This is a genomic window from Buttiauxella sp. BIGb0552 (assembly GCF_004366275.1).
Lineage (GTDB): Bacteria > Pseudomonadota > Gammaproteobacteria > Enterobacterales > Enterobacteriaceae > Buttiauxella > Buttiauxella gaviniae.
Genome location: NZ_SODY01000008.1, coordinates 118,126 through 135,412 on the forward strand (window position 1 = coordinate 118,126; position 17,287 = coordinate 135,412).

The window sequence follows — 17,287 nt, forward strand, 5'->3', positions numbered from 1 at the left end:
TGGCCTGGAGGATTGCTACTTGGAACCTGATTTTAATATCTCAGTAGAAGGGTTTAATACTGTTGAAGAAGCAAATGACATAGGTAATTTAGTGCTTACCGCTACAAAAGCTCTTGCAGAACAGCATAATATGAGCATTTCTAAGCTGAAGTCGATAGTCATTTCCTATGATTTTGGAACTGCCCTACAACGGGTAGCCTCTAGCTACAACCATAAATCATCTAGCTCATTTACCGATAGCAAACAGGGTACGGCTGTCGGGCAATTAGTTTCTAAAATAGGCTCAAATGGGCAGTGTGATGAATACACACTAGTCTTGTCTGTTAACTTTTTTGTTGAACTGTTTAATGATGAGGGAAAGATTTCCCTTAACGAAAAAGGAATTAGAGCTGTCATTCATCGCATTCATCATGAGCTAGTACACGTCCATGAAAAAAATACACTTACATGTTTAGATCAAAGCTTTAATGTTAATGAATATGGCGAAGTACTTCTTATTTCCGCGACCAAAGCATGGTCTGAGTATCTTGCTAACTTTATGTCCTCACTATCTGCTCCACAGGAAATTGTTGATGATTTTCTAGATAATCTTAACATCGTCATGATTGAAGTTCCTCATGAGATTGAGACATTAATCTGGAACTATAAGAATCACATAATCCCGTTAGATATAATGTTTTTTGAAGTCAAAAAAAGAGTAAAACTAATTGCAAATTCATACGGATACGCTATGGGTTATGTGCATGCCCTCAATATCAACCTTGAAATATACTTACCGGAACTAGCTGCTACACTTTCCAACTCAAAATTAAAAAAATCATTAGCTGACCTCGATAATGCCTTTGAAAAATTAACAGAAAGATATAAAAATAATAACATAGAAGGTTACAATGATTTTAGTAATATTACAGCTGCCATAGACTCTATTTTTAATGTATTTGGTCTTACTTTAGAATGCCCTGATTGGTCTGACAAATCAGGTCTCTATATACATGTAATATAATAGCTTCTTTGTAATGCAGTAACTAACCAAGTAAGAATTTTGTTATTTAGCTCTGGAAGGGAAAGTCAATGAGTAGAAGGGAAATAATTAAAATTAAAGAAGATGATAAAATTTTCTTTAATTTATTTTTTGATAGAAAAATTGATAGTTTTAAAGAAAAATCGAGAACGCATATGATGCTACAACTTGCGTTAGATAAGGCTCACGACATACGAAAATTTGAAATAGAATTATACTGGAAACGTGCAACCTATTTTTTTGCATTCTTTACTGTGATCACAGCCGCCTTTGGTTTCCTATTTACCTCTAAAGATTTTAATTTCTATGCCCCCGCAGCAGCACTCATAGGTTCATTATTTTCAGTTTGTTTTTATTTCGTTAACATTGGTAGTAAGTACTGGCAATGTAATTGGGAATATATTATAGACAAACTCGAATACTATGTCACTGGAAACCTTTATAAAGTTTATTTTATGACCCTAAAGTACCTTTACGTCCATCTGTATCTGATATCAATTCTATAATAAGCATAATAATATTTGTCAGTTGGTCATTATGTTTTGCAGCGTCTGTTTTTCAATCATATATTAATGATATCAACTTTATGATTATATCATTTTGTATATATCTATCACTTGTTGGGTTAACAATCACCCTCTGTTGGAAATCCGTCGAAAAAATAATCTCTAAGAATGAAAGTAATATCCCGAGATACTTCAAATTTAGAAAGCACACATATGTTGAGTATCCACAGAAAACAGCCTCTTAACGCGATGCTTCTCTTATTAAATTTCCCATTGGTTAAAAACTAACATCATTATCAAGCACTAAACACTCACAATGATCATGAAATTCTTTTAATCATTAAATATTCAATTGGAATTGACGTATATAAATCCTTAAGTGATTTATAGTTAATGCATATCACAATATTGAGATTGTTAAAAGGATCTAGTATTTGTTATCTAACAGTGCCTCTAGACCGTGTATTTTTACCTAAACGACTTTGTTTAATTTCAAGAATGTTACTTCTTTTCTTTATGGTTCTATATGCATGTTGGTTAGTAATATTGGGTTTGTACTAAAAGAAAATAAAAACATAATCTTCCCATTATTCATTGTACTGACGTTATCTATGGTATACATAGTGATTTTTACTTTCTCTGAAAACAAAAATCAAGATGTGCTTATTGCGTTTTATATTTCTTATTATACATAAGGATAGCTTAAACAGTTCTTTCAAAATAATCATAAAAAACCTGTGGTTATTTCCTTTTTTTCTCTACTTACTGTTTAATAATATCCCTAAGCATTATATATTATAACTTTGACAATGATGTTTTTAGCGTTGATTTTTTACTTTCATTTTTCTAAAAGAGATTATGATATGGAACTAAAATACTGGAATCGTGGTTTGTTAGGATTGGTTGCTATTCTCTTATCTTTAGCAGGATTAGTATTGCTGAATGTATTGTTTGTCGATGAAAAAGGAGTGGAATGGGGATCAGTTAGTGATTGGATTAGTGCTATATGCAATATAGGAATCTTATGTTCCGCTATTTGGGCCGGTCATATTGCCAGCCATTGGTTACAACAGAAAAAAAGAATGAATACTCTTGACTCAGCACATCAAATAGCAATTCAATTTGATAAGAAATTGTGGTCTATAAATTCTCGCCTTTATGCTGATGCATTGTTTCGAAGAAGAATAGTTAGTGATATTCTTAATGAAGAATCACATGTTGAGATTAATAAAAAAATCATATCGGAGATTGCACGGATTACAACTTCTGACCTTGATGAGTTAAGTGAACTATACACCGAAAGAACATTGCTAGGGCGGTTTAACATTACAATAAATGGTTCATTTAATGAAATGATTACAAAAATTGTATCATTACGTACTAATTATCTTGAATCACATTATGACTACTTACTGTTACTCGCAAAAAACATAAATTTTATAGAGTGCGACGAGGTCAAAAAAGCTGAAGCCCAGGTAATCGACTTCCAGAAAAAAATAGCCACCATTTTCGAAAAGGAGTTAGGGAGAAAAAACATTGATAGCGATTATTCATTTGGTAAAGATTTATAGTACTATATTATTTTTTTTCTTAATTTAATAATTATTTTCTGTTCGGTATGGCAAGGATGAACGAATGCAATGGGGAAGTATTAGTGATTGGTCAGCTCCTTGAGTTCTTTAGGTACTTTAGTTGTGGCATGCATGGCTTATAAGGCTGCACCAGATTGGATTAACAGGAAAAATATTGAAGGAGGTGGAGAGCTTGCCCAGTGTTTTATCAATATTCAAGTGGAAGATGCGTTGCTCGAGTTAGATAAAGCAATGTTCAATCTTGAACACCTAATAAAAATTGTTGATTCAGAAAATGGATTCTTAAAGAAAAGAGATAATAATAGATATATAACAGAATTCAATTCATCCATGGGAAACACTTCAAAAAATTCTAAAATTTTAAATGAATCACTGATAAAGCTTCATAGATTCGGTTGGAATTTTAAGAATGAGTTCAATGTTGAAATACTTGATTTCCTGGGTATAGATGAATGGATTGAAAGCTATGATGATAATATCAGTTACTCTTACCTTGCATTAGAAGCCCATAAATTAAATAGGGTCGGAGATTTTAAAGATGTAATTTATGAGGAGGCTAAAACTAACTTTTATGAAGATGTAAATGAACTTATGCCTGAACTGATTAAATGGAAAAAGGCTTTACAAAAAATATCATACTCAACAGGGGTTTATAATTCTTTTTTCAAAATAAAATAAAGTCTTTGCTATTGATTTCTGTTCATTTGAGAAAGTTAGTGTTAAAAAATTTGAAGTAGCTTTAAAATAAGAGAGATATTTGCATGCTCCTTCTAAGCAAGATCCTTAACCAAAATTAAAATTAGCACACAATTAAAAAATGTAGTATTTTAATTGAATAGGTAATCCCTTAAGTTTATTCAACTGAAAAATTACATACCATAGCAAAATTAATTCATCAATCTTAAGGCAATTACTTTAATCGCGTTCACATTTATAAGACACTTAAAAGTGTGTTAAACATTCTGGTTTAGACCCATATACAAGGAGCTGTGCTCACGTGATTTGTGATGCCATAGCAATTGAGTACTGATTATTGAGTGTGCTGTAAATAGACGAGATAGGCCTCTCAGTCGTGATCCAGAGCCCCTGTTGCTGGATAAATTGCTCAAAGGGCTGCAAATCGAATTGTGATGTAATTATGTAGTATGATGCATGAGGGTTATCTTGTGTTTTTGATAAGGATCTTCATCCACATCAAAACCGATAATTCTCAATTTTTCATGGCTATATTTCAGATCAAGTGTCGGCTAATACGTATATGTAGCTACTCAATTTTAACCCACTTACCATCATTATGCCTTTCCCTATTACCACTGATAGTATCAATTATCAAACCTCCCTCATCACTGATCGATTGCAATATTACCCTGCCTGTTTTAGCATCAACAATAATCATCTGCATATTAATTTTACTGAAATACTCAATACGGATTAGTAATGTATTTTCGTTTCTAAAAACTCCAATTTCTTTAACAACACGCCGAAGCCTTGCATTAAAGTCCTGTCTCATCGCTACGTTTTTACGATCCAGCAATTCAGGGCTGATTGCATTCCCAATAGCCTTTACTTCTGTAGACACATCATCCAATGATTCCAGATTTTTTATCTGAGTTTCAAGATTGATAATAGTTGCTTGCAAGGCTTTATATGCCCTACGGTCGATGGGATCTGGTATATCGACCTTATTGATATCAGCTAACACTTCATCACGGTATTGCATTTTAGTAATCAGGTCTGTTTTCAAAGCATGTAGTTCTGCGTTGATATTCTTATCATCTACGATTTCAAACTCAATATTACGAATGTATTGCAATACAGCATTTTCTACAATGTCATACTTAAAACCCCGAGTATTACACCGACCATTGCCAGCGGTTTTGTTTGTGCAATAAAAATAGCGTTGGTTATTTTTTGAATCTGTCATCACTGATAAGTGTGCTGTGTTGCAATAACTGCATACAGTGAGACCAGCAAAAAGGTTATTCGCATTGCGGTTGATCTTTTTGTCACGTCCTGGTGACTTCAGTCGTTGCTGCACAGCACTGAAGTCTGTATCACTTATGATCACTGGATACATCTTCAAACCATCATACTCACCGCGTAATGATGATTGTGTGACGTGTGAACCAGTTACACGCCTGTCATTCAATATCCGATGAACTAACCAACTACCCCAAGTGTTGCTGTTATACAGATAGCCTTTATCGTTAAGTGTATCGCGTATAAATGCTTGACCATATCCACTATTGTATAGCTCAAAAATCAACCTAATCTGCTCTGCGTGGTACTCATTGACCTGATACTTCCCACTTTCAACGTGCAGCCATGCAGGACACTTAGCAGTCAATGCTTTCTGATCGGTGACTACATTTTGAAAGCGTTTGTCCCAGTTCTTTGTTGATAGCTTCTGCTTCCTGAGTGATTCCTTATGGCTTCGCTCCAACCCTGTGGCTATATCAATCAATTTCGAATTTTTTGTGTGAATTATGTCCAGTTCGGTTTCATGAATGTGGCAATCTGCCCAAAGTAAGTCCATTAAAATGCGGGCAGCTCTTTGTGGGTTTGCTCTGGAAAAGCGATCAAGATTCTCAACTATCAACACCGCGTTTGAAATTGCTCCTGATATGCATTGTTCTATAAAGTTAAATAGAACTGACCCTTTATCGATGTTCTTACCGCTAAAGCCGCTCACGCCTTCGGCGTTCAGATACTCCATGTGATCAATGCTCAGATCATAAGACAAATCATCTTTTGTCTTGTCTTTTGGCTTGTCTTTTTCTTTGGCTTCGTACTCTTGCACGTAACTCAACAGCAAGTTCTGCTGTCGAGTCATACCGAAACCGCCGTTAGCTGTGCTTTGCCCTTTCTGTGAAACACGGCAATAACAATACGCCTTCTTAATGTTTTGGACACTCATGTACTTTTATCTTATCTACTTTGAATAATTACTTTAATTTAGCATAGCTAATGGTAGTCATCGGTATTATTGCGATTCTTAGCGCCATCGGTATTCCCACCTATCAAAACTACCTGCGCAAAGCGGCTCTGACTGACGTGTTGCAAACCTTCCTGCCCTATCGTACCGCCATTGAACTTTGCGCGATTGAAAGGGGTGGGATTAGCCAATGTGACGCGGGGAGCAACAGTATTCCTACACCTAAAACCACCCGCTACATAAGCAGCATGAGCATCGAACAAGGTGCTGTTACGCTTGCGGGGCAAGAAAGTCTCAACGGACTAACCATTTCCCTGTCTCCACGCTGGAGTGATGTAGAAGGAATTGAAGGCTGGTCACGAACCTGTAGCGCTGGCAGTAATAATTCTCTTCAACAAACCTGCGAAGAAGTCTTCCGTTTTGATAATACACAAGCGGGAAATTAAACCATGGCAAATCAGCAGATTCTCGCACTGTGTAACCAATATCAGGCGATATTGCTTTCTGAAGCTCCATTGCTGCATATCGCTATTGCGCCAAACCCACCCGTACAGTTTTTTGAAGCATTGCGTTTTATCTGTGATAAGCCTGCCAATGTTGAATACTGGCCAGTTGAACAGCTGGAAAAAGCAAGGCACTCGCGGCCGTCTGTTAGCGCGGAGGAACCTCTTGAGAATACAGCTCCAGTGGTTCAACTGTTGCAAGATACGCTCCACAAAGCCCTGCAACTCAGGGCATCAGACATTCACTTCGAACCGTTAGAGCAAGGGTATCAAATTCGTTTTCGCGTTGATGGCGTGTTGCAACTTCAACCACTGCTGCCATCACATCTGGCTGCACCACTAACCGCGCGACTTAAGGTATTGGGAAATCTGGATATAGCAGAACGCCGCCTTCCCCAAGATGGGCAAATGGAGATCGAAATCGAACAACGCAAATGTTCATTTCGCATAGCGACACTGCCGGTATATCACGGTGAAAAAGTTGTGTTACGTTTGATGGCTCAAACAGAGCAGACCTTTGAGCTATCGGAGTTAGGCATGTCACCAGAGGATAGCTCTCGCTTTCAAAGCGCTTTAGCCAATCCCCAGGGCATGATTCTTGTCACCGGCCCCACAGGGAGTGGGAAAACAATCACGCTTTACAGTGCATTAAAGATACTCAACCAAGTCTCAACCAATCTATGTAGTGTTGAAGACCCGATAGAAATCCCTATGCAAGGTCTTAATCAAACGCAAATTAACACTAAAGCGGGGCTTAATTTTCAAAGTGTTTTACGCGCCTTACTACGTCAGGATCCGGATATCATCATGGTGGGTGAAATTCGTGATGGCGATACGGCAGAAATAGCCATTAAAGCAGCGCAAACAGGGCATCTGGTACTTTCAACATTGCATACTAATTCCACGACTGAGACTGTCGTTCGCCTCGAACAAATGGGAGTCGAGCGATGGATGTTAGCATCTGCACTGAATATGGTCGTTGCACAGCGCCTGGTACGTAAACTCTGCCCACACTGTAAAGAACAACTCCCTGAAGACATCATCCTACCCACATCGCTTTGGGCCACAGCTTTGCCTCGTTGGCAAGCAACTGGCTGCGAGCGCTGTTATGGAGGGTTCTACGGGCGAAGTGCATTATTTGAAATTTTGCTTATCGATACAGCACTTCAATCAGCAATTATTGCCGGCATGCCAGCCCATGAAATCGAAACTCTGGCAAGGGAACAAGGCATGATGACGCTATTTGAAAGTGGCTGCCAGGCTGTTGAACAAGGGCTAACCACTCTTGAAGAGCTATATCGGGTGCTTGGTGTTCCTCATGGCTAAATTTGTACTCTGGCACTGGAAAGCAGTCGATCAACACGGGCAAATTCAACAAGGGGATGTGCTTGCAGATGACGCGGAATCTGTCAGTGAAAAGTTATTCACTTGGGACCTCCAGCTTTTACAGTTGCGGAAAATATCGCACACCCGCCGAGGCTGCTGGCATATTCAGCAAAAAATACAGATATTCCGCCAGCTGGCGACGTTGCTTCAGGCGGGAATATCTTTGTCTGACGGGCTATTACTTATCGCGCAGCAACACCCTTTTGGTGAATGGCGGGCATTACTAAAGGATATCGGGCATCGCGTTTCTAATGGCATCTCTTTCTCTGCCGCCTTACAGCAATGGCCAGGGATTTTCCCACCGTTGTTCATCGCTCTGATTCATATTGGTGAGCTAACCGGGAAGCTAGACGAGTGCTGCCAGAAGCTAGCTGATCAACAAGAAAAACTGTACCAGCTACGTAAAAAGGTCATGAAAGCCCTGCGTTATCCACTATTTATCGTAGCGGTAGCACTACTGGTGACAATCGGGATGATGAGTTTTGTACTGCCCGAATTTGCCAATATTTATCGTTCATTTAATGCCCCATTACCCGCTATTACAGTGGCGGTAATGGCAGTATCAAACTGGGTAACAACACAGGGAGCATGGTGGCTGTTAGTCACTCTTATACTCACGGCCTTTGGCTATATTTTGCGAACAAAGAAACCTCATTGGCAAGAGTACGAACAACGTCTGATGCTGCAAATCCCATTGCTCGCTCCGCTATGGCGTGGGCAAATCCTTAGCCAAATCTACACCACACTATCCCTTTCCCAGCAGGCAGGAATTCCCTTGCTACAAGGGCTTAAAGCTGTAGAAACCACTTTGCCGCAACTACTGTGGAAGCAGGTTATTCTGCAAATAAACTACCAGGTGACTCAAGGAATACCACTATGGCAAACACTCTCACAAAGCGAGCGCTTCACGCCATTGTGTTGCCAATTGATAAGAATAGGAGAAGAGTCAGGCGCCCTGGATTTAATGCTCGAGAAGCTGGCGAGTTGGCATCATAACCATACCGAGGAACTGGCAGACAATCTTGCCGCCGCTCTGGAGCCAGTAATGATGTTAGTTGTGGGGATTATCATTGGGACGCTGGTCATCGCGATGTATCTGCCTATTTTTCAGTTAGGCGATGCAATGAGCGCGGGATGACGGCGTAGCGAAAATGCCACGCCGTATGTCGCTGATAGCTTAGAGGCTATTGAAAACGCGGTTTTCCTGCTCATTCACACGAATGAACGTAGTACGCTTGGTCAACTCTTTCAGGCGAGAAGCACCAACGTAAGTACATGCAGAACGCAGGCCGCCCATAATATCGCGGGCAGTATTTTCAACAGGGCCACGCAATGGCAGCTTAACGGTTTTGCCTTCTGCTGCACGGTACTGTGCAACACCACCAACATGGCGGGTCATTGCAGATTCGGAGCTCATGCCATAGAACAGCATGAATTTCTCGCCGTTTTCTTCAACGATTGTGCCGCCACTTTCGTCATGACCAGCCAGCATACCGCCCAGCATCACGAAATCTGCGCCGCCGCCAAATGCTTTAGCAACATCGCCCGGCATAGTACAACCGCCATCACTAACAATCTGGCCACCGAGGCCATGAGCAGCATCAGCACATTCAATAACAGCAGAAAGTTGCGGGTAACCGACACCTGTTTTCACTCGAGTAGTACACACAGAACCTGGACCGATACCAACTTTAACGATGTCCGCACCCGAAAGGATAAGCTCTTCGCACATTTCACCAGTAACAACGTTACCTGCACAGATAACTTTGTCCGGCCACGCTTCACGCGCTTTAGAAACGAACTGAGTGAAGTGTTCGGAATAGCCATTAGCTACATCGATACAGATAAATTTCAGCGCTGGGTTCAAAGAAAGAATCTGTTTGGTCTTCTGGAAATCAGCGTCTGATGTACCGGTTGAAACCATCACGAACTTCAGGATGTCGTCTGAAGCAGACTTAACGAAGTTGCTCCACTCTTCAACAGAGTAGTGCTTATGCACGGCGGTGAGGATATCAAACGAGGCCAATGCCTGGGCCATGCCGAATGTACCAACGGTGTCCATGTTAGCAGCAATGATCGGAACACCTGACCATGCAATACCGGAGTGTTTGAAAGTGAACTGGCGCTCGAGCTCTACATCAGAGCGGCTTTTCAGTGTGGAACGTTTCGGGCGGATAAGAACGTCTTTAAAACCTAACTTCAAATCTTCTTCAATACGCATGTTGCAGATTCCTGGGTCGAATGGCGAAGGACGCGTGAACGCAATCGGCAATACATACCCTGGATAATTCGAGTTGCAGGATTGCGGCCAACGCATCTGCGGCTTGAAGTATGGCGGGTATAACTACCAATTCCAGTGACGCTATCATACGCACTATTAATGCAGCCGCAAGACTGCGAAAACAGTCTTTTTTACGCTACAATCGTTAAAATTTACCTTAGAAATATAAAATCGCTTCAGGGTCCGACTCTTATGGTTTATACGGTTGCATTAACGGGTGGTATTGGCAGTGGTAAGAGTACTATCGCCGATAACTTTTCCCGCTTAGGTATTACCGTTGTTGATGCTGACGTCATTGCGCGTCAGGTCGTAGAGCCCGGTCAGCCCGCTCTTCGCATTATTTCTGACCATTTTGGTGATGAGATCCTCCTTCAGGATGGCACTCTCAACCGTCGAGCTCTTCGCGCAAAGATCTTTTCTTCCGAGGAAGAGAAAAAATGGCTCAATGCTCTGCTACACCCACTTATCCATCAGCGCACCCAAGCCGAAATCAACCAGGCTCTTTCTCCCTACGTTTTGTGGGTTGTTCCTTTATTAATTGAGAATAACCTACAACAAAAGGCAGATCGTGTTCTGGTTGTTGATGTCTCGCCAGAAGTGCAAATCGCACGTACTATTGCGCGCGATAAAGTTAGTCGCGAACATGTGCTGCAAATCCTTGCTGCACAGGCGACACGCGAGGCACGCTTAAGCGCCGCCGATGATGTAATTAATAATGATGGTGGTACTGCACAGGTGGCCGCACATGTTGACCGTCTGCACCGCCAGTATCTGCAACTGGCAGCCCAGGCCGCACAGCAGGAAAATGAATAATGAGCACCCAGATTCTTTTTGAGCACCCACTTAATGAAAAAATGCGTACCTGGTTGCGTATCGAGTTCTTAATCCAACAACTCGAAAGTTCATTACCGGTAGACGAAACAGCCAAAGCACTTCATTTTTTCCGCAATATCGGTGACCTGCTCGATGTCTTTGAGCGTGGTGAGATTCGCACAGATATTCTTAAAGAGCTGGAACGCCAGCAGCGTAAATTATTGAACTGGTCTGAAGTTCCAGGCGTAGATATGCAGCGCATTGATTCACTGCGTAGCCAACTCAAAGAACGTGGTGGTGTTTTAATGGCAGCCCCTCGCTTGGGACAAGCATTACGTGAAGACCGTTTGATTGCCCTCGTTCGCCAGCGCCTGAGTATCCCAGGCGGGTGCTGTAGTTTTGATTTGCCAACATTGCACATCTGGCTATATTCCCCCCAGGATCAGCGTGATGCGCAAATTAATAGCTGGCTTGCGACGTTGCAGCCATTAAAACAAGCGCTGGATCTGGTACTCGATATTATTCGTAATTCTGCACCATTACGTAGACAAACCAGCCTCAATGGTTTTTATCAGAATAACGGGGATGACGCCGATTTACTGCGTTTACAGCTGGACCTTTCCTCACAGCTTTATCCGCAGGTTTCTGGTCATAAGAGCCGTTTTGCGATCCGTTTCTTACCACTGGATAGCGAAAATGGACTCATCCCTGAACGTCTCGATTTTGAGCTCGCGTGCTGTTAAGGAGCGAATATGACTGAAACAATAAAAGTGAATTGCCCGGGTTGCGGTAAAGTTGTCATCTGGGATGAAACCAGCCCATATCGCCCATTTTGCTGCAAACGCTGCCAGTTGATTGACTTAGGTGAATGGGCCGCCGAGGAAAAACGAATTCCTAGCAGCGGCGATTTATCAGAAAGCGACGACTGGAGTGAAGAAGACCTGCGTTAACCTTGCTGTAGTTTGTTAATAACTAGTTTGCTAATTACTGGTTCATTGGCTGGTGGAAAATCTGACGCCACCAGCGCATTTTGCGCAATCCATTGACCCGGTTGCCCTTCTTTACCCCACGGTTCACCTTCCCAACTTTCCACCATGAAAAACCACAGCGTGATATGCCGGTCCGGGAACTCATAAGCCAGTTTATCAAAAAGAGTAAAGCCGGTAGCCGTGATACCTGTCTCTTCCTGAAGCTCACGAACCAATGCCTGCTCAGGCGTTTCATCGGCTTCAATCTTCCCACCGGGAAATTCAAGCTTATTGGCCATGTGAGCATCGGCGGCTCTTTGAGTAATAAAAATCTCACCCGCTTGATTGCGGATTATGCCAACGGCGATTTCTAGTTGTTTCATTTTTGTGCAGCTGCTCCATAGAAAAAAGGCGCAGCAAGCTGCGCCTTTATCGACAATTACATTCTTAGCTTAAACGGCCATGGCACTGTTTGAATTTCTTACCTGAACCGCATGGGCACGGATCGTTACGGCCCACTTTGCGCTCACCTGTTTCCGCAGCCAACTCTTCAGCAGCAAGTGTGTCAGCATCCTGATGGCTCAACTGTTGCATCTGCGCCAAACGTTCAGCTTCTTCACGACGCTGCTGCTCCATTGCCTCTACTTCTTCAGGCATACGAACCTGCACTTTGCTGAGCGTACTGATCACTTCATATTTCAGCGCTTCAAGCATTGATGCAAACATCGCAAAGGATTCACGCTTGTATTCTTGCTTAGGATCTTTCTGCGCATAACCACGCAAGTGGATACCCTGGCGCAGGTAATCCATCGCTGCAAGGTGCTCTTTCCACAGTGAATCCAGAGTCTGCAACATGACGCCTTTTTCGAAGTGGCGCATCATTTCAATGCCAACAACCTCTTCTTTACGCTTATACACTTCAATAGCGTTCTGCAAAATACGCTCACGCAGAGTTTCTTCGTGCAGTTCAGGCTCTTTATCCAGCCACTCTTTAATTGGCAGTTCAAGGTCGAAATCGTTTTTCAGGCGTTCTTCCAGGCCTTCAACATCCCACATTTCTTCCAGTGATTGCGGTGGAATGTGTGCGTCGATAGTCACTTTAAAGACGTCTTCGCGGATGCTGTTGATGGTTTCGCTAACGTCGCTCACATCCAGCAATTCGTTACGCTGGCTGTAGATCGCACGACGCTGATCGTTGGCCACATCATCATATTCCAGAAGCTGTTTACGGATATCGAAGTTACGGCTTTCAACTTTACGCTGGGCGTTAGCAATTGCCTTAGTAACCCATGGGTGTTCAATCGCTTCGCCCGGCTTCATACCGAGTTTACGCATCATGCCTGAAACACGATCCGATGCGAAAATACGCATCAGTGAATCTTCCATGGACAGGTAGAAACGAGATGAACCCGCATCGCCCTGACGGCCGGAACGGCCACGCAACTGGTTATCGATACGGCGAGATTCGTGACGCTCGGTACCGATAATGTGCAAGCCACCTGATGCCAGAACTGCGTCATGGCGAATCTGCCAGTCAGCTTTAATCTGCGCGATTTGCTCAGGCGTTGGGTCTTCAAGCTCAGCAACTTCTGCCTGCCAGCTACCACCCAACACGATATCCGTACCACGACCAGCCATGTTGGTTGCGATGGTCACAGAGGCTGGGTAACCGGCCTGAGCAACGATACCTGCTTCGTTGGCGTGGAATTTGGCGTTCAGAACGTTGTGTTTGATACCGGCTTTGGTCAATTCAGCAGAAACCACTTCGGATTTCTCGATTGAAATAGTACCGACAAGAACAGGCTGACCGTTGATCGTGCGCTCTTTAATATCTTCAATGATTGCCATAATCTTGTCTGCTTCGGTCATATAGACCAGATCAGGCATGTCTTTACGGATCATTGGACGGTTAGTCGGCACAACAATGGTATCGAGTTTGTAGATAGAGCTAAATTCGAATGCTTCGGTGTCCGCAGTACCCGTCATACCGGCCAGTTTTTCATACAGGCGGAAGTAGTTCTGGAAGGTGATGGATGCCAGCGTCTGGTTTTCGTTCTGAATGTCGACGCCTTCTTTAGCTTCAACAGCCTGATGCAGGCCATCAGACCAGCGGCGACCTTGCATGGTACGACCGGTGTGTTCATCAACGATGATAACTTCGCCATCTTTAACGATGTAATCAACGTCACGGGCGAACAGCACGTGCGCACGCAATGCAGCAGTCACGTGGTGCATCAGCATAATGTTCGTCGGGGAGTACAGAGACTCACCTTCTTCCATGATGCCTTCGCGTACCAGCAACTCTTCAACCAGCACCAGACCGCGTTCGGTAATGTTTACCTGACGAGATTTTTCGTCCACCGAGAAGTGGCCTTCGCCCTGGAAAGTATCAGAATCTTCTTTTTCCTGACGGATCAGGCTCGGGATGATTTTGTTTACTTTACGGTACATCTCGGAGCTATCTTCAGCAGGGCCGGAGATAATCAGCGGCGTACGTGCTTCATCGATAAGAATTGAGTCAACCTCATCCACCAATGCATAGTGCAGTTTGCGCTGAACGCGTTCTTCAGGGCTGAACGCCATATTGTCGCGCAGGTAGTCAAAGCCGTACTCGTTGTTGGTGCCGTAAGTAATGTCAGCTGCATAAGCTTCGCGCTTTGCAGGTGCTGGCATGTTTGGCAAGTTGATACCAACGCTCAGGCCAAGGTATTCGAACAAAGGACGGTTGTTTTCAGCATCGCGCTGGGCCAGATAGTCGTTCACAGTAACAACGTGAACACCACGGCCGCTTAATGCGTTCAGGTATGCAGGCAGAGTTGCAGTCAGTGTTTTACCTTCACCAGTACGCATCTCTGCGATGCAGCGTTCGTTCAGAACCATACCGCCCAGCAACTGCACGTCGAAGTGGCGCATGCCGAATACACGTTTACTCGCCTCACGAACAACAGCAAAAGCTTCTGGGATCAGATTCTCCAGCACTTCGCCTTTCTCAAGACGCGCACGGAATTCGCCAGTTTTTGCTTTTAATTCATCATCCGAAAGTTTTTCAATTTCCGGTTCCATGCTATTGATAATATTTACAACTTTACGCATACGACGCAGGGTGCGGTCGTTGCGGCTACCGAAAACTTTAGTTAATAATTTGATTAGCATAATTAATTCTCAAACGCCTACCGTCAGGGCAGAGCTAAAATAACGTTATAATTAAAGGAAATGGAGTTAGCTGAGGCGTTGTGGGCCAGCGCGGATACCCTGGACCTGGCTTATCCAAATGGCAGGACTAAAAGTCTCGACAGCTGGCGATTGCCAAAGTGCAGTGTGGCGCACAATAACTGGGGGTTTGCTTTCCTGGGTGAGCAGCGCACTGAGCGTGTCCAGTAAAGCGAGTTTATGTGCCTGAAGTGGCAAACTCTCTTGTGCTGCTGGCTGCGTTTGCGGCGCCATAGCAAAAGAAAGGTGACGAATTACAGTTCGAATTGCATGCTGATGCCAGTAATCGACACTAAATGATGGTCGGCGGGTACTTTCCTGCAATAATGCCAGACTATTGAAGCTGACCTTGTTGAGGTAATCGTGGCTACTGGTGGATGTTTCAGCAGGGGCTGTTGGCTCGGTATTTTGGCTGAGCGCAGGCATACCAAAACTCGCCGCGACCATCCCTAACAAGAGATGCGGCCAGAAATAACGTCTGCCAAACTGTCGCCAACAATTTAGAATACCAATCACTTTATCCGCCGGAGCATTATGTATGCGTGATAGTCGCCCACAATCTTTAGATCATTTGTTCGATGATGCTGGAGCCGAAAGCGTGTTGCAAAACGTGCAACAACGCGCAACTGCACTACTTAGGCTCAACAGGGCTGTGAAAGGGATATTACCCGCTCAACTACATCCCTGGTGCCGGGTAGCAAATTTCCGACAAGGCATTCTCGTACTTGAAACTGCAAATGCTAGCTGGCTGATGCGTTTACGCTATGAACAAGCCACGCTACTGAGTGCATTACGTGCACAAATATTACCATCATTGACATCAATCGACATCAGGATTAATCCATCACTGGCTGCAATTGGGCAAGAATCAGTACAAGAAAACAGCATTCAAACAGTGAAGGGTAAAACTGAAGGGGTCAACAGAGTTCTGAGTCAGCAAAGTGCAGAGGCATTAAGAATGGTGGCTGAACGTAGCCCGGAAAAATTAAAGGCAATAATAGAACGACTGGCGTCATTGGCCGGAGAGAGTACCAATGAAACCAGTCGCAATAAATAATTCTGGTGTTATGCCAGAACCATTTTCGGTGCTTTGAACGCTAGCGGAAGCTCAGCATCGTCTTCGAAGGTTGCCCATTCCCAGGCTTCCTGCTTCGCCAGAACCGCTTGAAGCAATTTGTTATTTAGTGCATGACCAGATTTATAGGCGGTAAACGCGCCGATAATGTTATGGCCACACATGAACAAGTCACCAATCGCATCAAGCATTTTGTGACGAACGAATTCATCTTCAAAACGCAAGCCGTCTTCGTTCAGTACGCGATAATCGTCAACAACGATGGCACAATCGAAGCTACCGCCCAGGCACAAACCACGGGACTGCAGATATTCGATATCACGCATGAAACCGAAGGTACGAGCACGACTAATCTGGCGCATAAACGCGTCGGCAGAGAAATTCATGCTGTAGCGTTGGGTGCTGGCATCAATCGCCGGATGGTTAAAGTCGATGGTGAAATCCAAAGAGAAACCATTATACGGCTTGAATTCAGCCCATTTGTCGCCGTCTTCAACACGAACTGTTTCTTTGACGCGTACAAATTTCTTCGCACAGTTTAATTCGTCAATCCCGGCATCAAGCAGCAGGTAGACGAATGGCGCTGCACTACCGTCCATGATTGGGATTTCAGGGGCATTGACTTCAACAATGATGTTATCAATACCTAATCCCGCAAGGGCGGCATTCAAATGCTCAACGGTAGAAATCCGCACATCGTGCTCGTTCACCAGGCAAGTACAGAGCATGGTATCACGCACAGATTTGGCATCTGCCGGAAAATCTACCGGAGGATTCAAGTCAGTGCGACGATAGATGACCCCGGTATTTGCCGGCGCAGGGCGTAACGTCAGCATGACTTTCTTGCCGGTATGTAAACCGACACCAGTCGCCTGAACGATACGTTTAAGAGTCCTTTGTTTGATCATCGTATAATCTCGCCAAATTAACTATCCAACCGAAGTGTATATCACAATCGGTGGGCCAGTTTAGCACAAAGAGCGCAGTTCCCCAAATT

The 17,287-nt window shown here is 43.4% G+C and carries 17 protein-coding genes; 11 read left to right on the forward strand and 6 right to left on the reverse strand.

Annotation, left to right across the window (positions count from 1 at the left end):
• Positions 1 to 19: 19 nt before the first annotated feature.
• The 4 genes from EDF88_RS21170 to EDF88_RS21185 all read left to right on the forward strand — a co-directional run bounded on the left by EDF88_RS21170 (position 20) and on the right by EDF88_RS21185 (position 3,797).
• The gene (locus tag EDF88_RS21170; RefSeq protein WP_243839650.1) at positions 20 to 1,003 is read left to right on the forward strand and encodes a hypothetical protein; all 984 of its coding nucleotides are present in this window, start codon (positions 20 to 22) and stop codon (positions 1,001 to 1,003) included.
• A 68-nt stretch (positions 1,004 to 1,071) separates the two neighbouring features.
• Positions 1,072 to 1,527: a hypothetical protein gene (locus tag EDF88_RS21175; protein WP_134187083.1), complete on the forward strand. Its 456-nt coding sequence runs from the start codon at positions 1,072 to 1,074 to the stop codon at positions 1,525 to 1,527.
• Positions 1,528 to 2,390: 863 nt separating this feature from the next.
• Entirely contained in the window at positions 2,391 to 3,098 is a 708-nt protein-coding gene (locus EDF88_RS21180) for a hypothetical protein (RefSeq protein WP_134187085.1), read from the forward strand.
• A gap of 132 nt (positions 3,099 to 3,230) precedes the next feature.
• A complete protein-coding gene (locus tag EDF88_RS21185; RefSeq protein WP_134187087.1) occupies positions 3,231 to 3,797 on the forward strand; it encodes a hypothetical protein in 567 nt (188 codons plus the stop codon).
• Positions 3,798 to 4,383: 586 nt separating this feature from the next.
• Here the strand turns inward: EDF88_RS21185 and EDF88_RS21190 are convergent.
• Positions 4,384 to 6,036 carry a recombinase family protein gene (locus tag EDF88_RS21190; RefSeq protein WP_134187089.1) on the reverse strand — a complete coding sequence of 551 codons (1,653 nt, stop codon included), beginning with the start codon at positions 6,034 to 6,036 and terminating at the stop codon, positions 4,384 to 4,386.
• 50 nt (positions 6,037 to 6,086) lie between these two features.
• Here EDF88_RS21190 and ppdD point away from each other — a divergent pair, with 50 nt between their 5' ends.
• The 3 genes from ppdD to hofC are packed head-to-tail and all read left to right on the forward strand — an operon-like array spanning position 6,087 to position 9,081.
• Positions 6,087 to 6,500, forward strand: coding sequence for a prepilin peptidase-dependent pilin (gene ppdD, locus EDF88_RS21195; protein ID WP_134187091.1), 414 nt, complete (start codon positions 6,087 to 6,089; stop codon positions 6,498 to 6,500).
• A 3-nt stretch (positions 6,501 to 6,503) separates the two neighbouring features.
• Positions 6,504 to 7,883, forward strand: a complete 1,380-nt coding sequence (gspE, locus tag EDF88_RS21200) for a type II secretion system protein GspE (protein WP_134187094.1) — start codon at positions 6,504 to 6,506, stop codon at positions 7,881 to 7,883.
• Positions 7,876 to 9,081: a protein transport protein HofC gene (hofC, locus tag EDF88_RS21205; RefSeq protein ID WP_134187096.1), complete on the forward strand. Its 1,206-nt coding sequence runs from the start codon at positions 7,876 to 7,878 to the stop codon at positions 9,079 to 9,081. Before gspE ends, hofC begins: the two co-directional genes overlap by 8 nt.
• 39 nt (positions 9,082 to 9,120) lie before the next feature.
• On the opposite strand, the gene EDF88_RS21210 is transcribed toward hofC, so the two are convergent.
• Positions 9,121 to 10,164 carry a GMP reductase gene (locus tag EDF88_RS21210; protein ID WP_064516213.1) on the reverse strand — a complete coding sequence of 348 codons (1,044 nt, stop codon included), beginning with the start codon at positions 10,162 to 10,164 and terminating at the stop codon, positions 9,121 to 9,123.
• Between the two features lie 252 nt (positions 10,165 to 10,416).
• Between EDF88_RS21210 and coaE the strand changes: the two genes are divergently transcribed.
• Genes coaE through yacG form a run of 3 tightly spaced genes read left to right on the forward strand, consistent with a single transcriptional unit; the run spans position 10,417 to position 11,987 of the window.
• On the forward strand, positions 10,417 to 11,037 hold the full coding sequence (gene coaE, locus EDF88_RS21215) for a dephospho-CoA kinase (RefSeq protein WP_134187098.1): 621 nt from the start codon (positions 10,417 to 10,419) through the stop codon (positions 11,035 to 11,037).
• Positions 11,037 to 11,780, forward strand: coding sequence for a cell division protein ZapD (gene zapD, locus EDF88_RS21220; protein WP_064516209.1), 744 nt, complete (start codon positions 11,037 to 11,039; stop codon positions 11,778 to 11,780). Before coaE ends, zapD begins: the two co-directional genes overlap by 1 nt.
• A 9-nt stretch (positions 11,781 to 11,789) precedes the next feature.
• Positions 11,790 to 11,987 carry a DNA gyrase inhibitor YacG gene (yacG, locus tag EDF88_RS21225; protein WP_034460927.1) on the forward strand — a complete coding sequence of 66 codons (198 nt, stop codon included), beginning with the start codon at positions 11,790 to 11,792 and terminating at the stop codon, positions 11,985 to 11,987.
• Here yacG and mutT read toward each other — a convergent pair.
• The 3 genes from mutT to secM all read right to left on the reverse strand — a co-directional run bounded on the left by mutT (position 11,984) and on the right by secM (position 15,731).
• Entirely contained in the window at positions 11,984 to 12,388 is a 405-nt protein-coding gene (gene mutT, locus EDF88_RS21230) for an 8-oxo-dGTP diphosphatase MutT (protein WP_064516207.1), read from the reverse strand. The genes yacG and mutT overlap by 4 nt on opposite strands.
• A 64-nt stretch (positions 12,389 to 12,452) precedes the next feature.
• The gene (secA, locus tag EDF88_RS21235; RefSeq protein ID WP_064516205.1) at positions 12,453 to 15,158 is read right to left on the reverse strand and encodes a preprotein translocase subunit SecA; all 2,706 of its coding nucleotides are present in this window, start codon (positions 15,156 to 15,158) and stop codon (positions 12,453 to 12,455) included.
• 66 nt (positions 15,159 to 15,224) lie between these two features.
• Positions 15,225 to 15,731 (reverse strand): secA translation cis-regulator SecM, encoded by a 507-nt coding sequence (gene secM, locus EDF88_RS21240; protein WP_064516203.1) that lies wholly within the window; start codon positions 15,729 to 15,731, stop codon positions 15,225 to 15,227.
• A 22-nt stretch (positions 15,732 to 15,753) separates the two neighbouring features.
• Here secM and EDF88_RS21245 point away from each other — a divergent pair, with 22 nt between their 5' ends.
• Positions 15,754 to 16,272: a DciA family protein gene (locus tag EDF88_RS21245; RefSeq protein ID WP_034460935.1), complete on the forward strand. Its 519-nt coding sequence runs from the start codon at positions 15,754 to 15,756 to the stop codon at positions 16,270 to 16,272.
• An 8-nt stretch (positions 16,273 to 16,280) separates the two neighbouring features.
• Here the strand turns inward: EDF88_RS21245 and lpxC are convergent, their stop codons facing one another.
• On the reverse strand, positions 16,281 to 17,198 hold the full coding sequence (gene lpxC / locus EDF88_RS21250) for a UDP-3-O-acyl-N-acetylglucosamine deacetylase (RefSeq protein WP_064516200.1): 918 nt from the start codon (positions 17,196 to 17,198) through the stop codon (positions 16,281 to 16,283).
• Positions 17,199 to 17,287: the final 89 nt, after the last annotated feature.